The following is a 3,535-nucleotide window of genomic DNA, read 5'->3' on the forward strand; positions in this document are numbered from 1 at the left end:
ATCTCGTTGCGCAGGTCGCGCAGCACGTCGAGCGCCGCCTTCACCGGCCCGCGCACATTGCCCAGGGCGGCCTGCGCGGCGTCCTCACGCAGGTGCCCCAGCAGCCAGGCCCGCCACTCACCGGCATCGGCGAACTCCCGCTCCCCGTACGGCCGGGATATTCGCTCCCAGGACCAGCGCGCGCTCTTCGGCACCCCGAGCTCGTCGAGCAGCCGGGCCGTTGCGGGATCCCCGTACGGGACGGCCAGGAACCGGTCGGTGACCTCGGGCCGCCCGAGCAGCGTCGCGTAGTACACCGTCTCCACCTCCTTCGCCACCAGTGGCCAGATCTCCGCCAGGAAGTCCGGCGCGTCCCCCGAGTCGGCGCGCTTGCGGAACCCGGAGACGACCTCCGGGGTCAGCACCAGCGGCGTGTGCCGGCCGTACGGGCCCTTGGCGTTGTCGCCGCGCGCCTGGTACGGGACGCCGCGCCGGGACCCGGCGTACAGCCGCGGTTCGCGCCCGGAAGGGACGTAGCGCAGTTCCCGCCCCTCCCGTCCACCTCGCAGGAAACGCCCGCCCCGTCCGGTCGTCAACAGGGCGATGTGGTCGAAGAAGTTGAGGCCGAGACCGCGCAGCAGCACCGGCTCGCCGGGGGCCAGGCCGGACAGGTCCACGTCCGCCGGGTTGGCGGGCGGGATGTGACGCAGGCCGTGTGCGGCGGCGTACGACGTGAGGCGGCGCTGTTCCGCGTCCGCGGTGGCCGGGAGGTGGCCCTGGGCGAGGACGACGGCGGCGAGGCCGGTCAGCTCGCGGCCGTCGTCCAGGGCCAGCTCCTGACGGCCGTCGGGGCCGTCCGTCAGGCGGACCGCGCGGGCCGGATGCGTCTCGACCCGCACTCCGGGCGGCGCCTGCCGCACCACCTCGGCGAACACCCACTCCAGGTAGCGGCCGTAGTGGGCGCGGGCCGGGTAGTCGTCGGGGCCCAGGTCGCCGCCCGCCCACTCGTGCAGGCTCGGTCCCGGCCGGATCGGGCCGGAGCAGTCCACGCTGTCGTCGGTGAACAGGGTCACCTGCGAGGCGACCGTGTTCATCAGCAGTTCGGGGGACTGGTCGGGGCGCCAGACCCGGCCGGGGCCGGGCGGTGCCGGGTCGACGACGTGCACCGTCAGCCGGGTGCCGGGCGGAAGCAGGGACGGGGCGGAGGCGCAGAGGCGTTCCAGGACACTGGTGCCCCGCGGGCCGGCGCCGACCAGGGCGACGGAGAGGTGTGCGAGGCCGCCGGTGTTCTCCGCGTTCGCTGTGGACAAAAGGGTGACTCCCGGGCGTGTGGGGCGCGTTGGAGTGACGGGACGTCCACGGCGGAGCGCAGGGGAGCGCGCGACCCCGACTCAGCGGACGTGTCGTGTCCGCGGAAGCGGACGGTCCGGCTCATCATGCCGTCGGGGGGCGTCCGAGCCAACGCGCGTTCCCAGGATGGGAACGCGCGTCCCACAAATCACGGTTGTCCGGCAAACAGGCCTCATGGGCCGGTCAGCACCGACTCCTCCACCGTGGTCAGCCGGCCCCCGCCGCCCCGCTTCGCGCGGGCCTGTTCCAGGCGCAGTGCCGCCGAACGCCCGCGCATGGTGAGGGTCATGAGCTGGTTGCCGAACCAAGGGCCGCCGGTCTTCCGCCAGTCCACCGGCGGCTTCGGGATGCCGCCGTGTCCCGCCAGCCGCCGCCCGGCGAACCGTGCCGCACCGGTCCAGGCGAGCAGGAAGGCCAGGTGCAGGGGGAGCGGGATGCGGTTGTGGACGGGGGAGCAGGTCAGTTGCAGGACGCGGGCGTCCGGGCCGCGCCCGGCGGGCCAGGACGGCTCGGCGATGTACGCGTGGTGCACGTCCCCGGAGAGCACGCACACCGTCGCGGGCGCGTCGCTCCCGGAGCCCGCCTCGGCGATCAGGCCGGCCAGGTCGGCGAAGGACCCGGGGAACGCCGCCCAGTGCTCCAGGTCGGCGGCCCGGCGCAGCTTCTCGCCGATCCGGGCCCAGCGCGGCCCCTTCTCGCCCCGGCACAGCGCCGCGTTCCAGGCCTCGGCGTCGTGCATGAGGTGCGGCAGCAGCCAGGGCAGGGAGGTGCCGATGAGCAGGTGGTCGTAGCTGCCCCGGCCGGCGAGGGTCTGTTCGCGCAGCCAGGCGGCCTCGCCGGGGTCGAGCATGGAGCGGGAGCCCTCCTCCAGGACGCGGGCCGCCCGGGAGTCGACCATGAGCAGCCGGACCCGGCCGAAGTCGCGCCGGTAGCTCCAGCGCACGGTGGCGGGGGCGGCGTCGGCGCGGGCGGCGAAGTCGCGCAGGAGGCCGGTGGCGTCGGGTGTGTCGTGCACGGCCGCGTAGAGCGGGTCCTCGGCCAGCTCGGCCGGGGACAGGTTCCCGATGTGCTGGTACACCCAGTAGGACATCAGCCCGCTCAGCAGCCGTTCCCGCCACCAGGACGTGGCCCGCATGTCGGCGAGCCAGGCGGCGGAGGTGTTCCAGTCGTCGATGACGTCGTGGTCGTCGAAGATCATGCAGCTGGGGACGGTGGAGAGCAGCCAGCGCACCTGGGGGTCGAGCCAGGACTCGTAGTAGAGCCGGGTGTACTCCTCGTAGTCCGCGACGCCGCTGCCGGGCGGTTCGTCCAGGTCGCGGCGGCCGGCGAGCCAGCGGCGGGTGTCCGGGGAGGTCTCGTCGGCGTACACCTGGTCGCCGAGGAGCAGGAGCACGTCGGGCCGCTCGGTGTCCGGGGCGGCGGCGAGGCGCGTGGCGAACGTGTCGAGGGCGTCGGGACCGACGGGGTCCTGCTCGCGGCCCTCCCCGGTGGGGCCGGGCCGGTCGCTGGCGGGCGGCGCGGCCCAGCGGCAGGAGCCGAAGGCGACGCGCACCGGGTCGTCGGCGAGGCCGGTGCGGATGACGGAGGGCGGGAAAGGGGAGTCGGGCAGCGGCCACACGCGGGCGCCGTCGAGGTGCACCTCGTACGCGGTGGCGGTGCCGGGGGTGAGCCCGGTGACGGGGATCAGGGCGTAGTGGTGGCCCGCCACCTGGAAGGTGTGCGTGGTGCCCTGGGCGCCGTCGGCGCAGCGCACCTCGGCGGTGCAGGGGCGGTCGGTCTCGACCCAGATCGTCGCGGTGGAGCCGTCCGTGTATCTGAGCAGTGGTCCGAGGCGCAGTCCGGTCATGGGAAATCCTCCTCCGTCGCCCCGTACGGTACGGAACGACGGAGGGCGGCGGGGGGATTCCCCACGAGGGATGCGGCGGACCGCGCCGAAAGGATTCAGCAGGCGGCGAGGTGGCTCTGCAGGGCGCTCTTCTCGGCGGAGTCCACGGAGAGGCCGTAGTAGTACTTCACCTGCACCCAGGCGCGCACGTAGGTGCAGCGGTAGGTGGTGCGGGACGGCATCCAGGTGGCCGGGTCCTGGTCGCCCTTGGCCTGGTTGACGTGGTCGGTGACGGCGAGGAGCTGGGGGCGGGTCAGGTCGTTGGCGAAGGCCTGGCGGCGGGAGGTGGTCCAGCTGTCCGCGCCGGAGTCCCAGGCCTCG

The 3,535-nt window shown here is 74.3% G+C and carries 2 protein-coding genes and 1 pseudogene; all 3 read right to left on the bottom strand.

All coding sequences use genetic code 11. The features are described from left to right. On the bottom strand, positions 1-1,289 hold a 1,289-nt coding region (locus CCN42_RS30795; protein WP_143662062.1), incomplete at its 3' end, for an FAD/NAD(P)-binding protein. A gap of 212 nt (positions 1,290-1,501) precedes the next feature. Beyond that, a complete protein-coding gene (locus CCN42_RS30800; RefSeq protein ID WP_086740542.1) occupies positions 1,502-3,175 on the bottom strand; it encodes an alkaline phosphatase D family protein in 1,674 nt (557 codons plus the stop codon). Positions 3,176-3,270: 95 nt separating this feature from the next. Next, positions 3,271-3,535, bottom strand: a pseudogene (locus CCN42_RS44935) (DUF1524 domain-containing protein); the annotation flags it as partial.

The sequence above is a fragment of the Streptomyces glaucescens genome, assembly GCF_002154375.1.
Taxonomy (GTDB): domain Bacteria; phylum Actinomycetota; class Actinomycetes; order Streptomycetales; family Streptomycetaceae; genus Streptomyces; species Streptomyces glaucescens.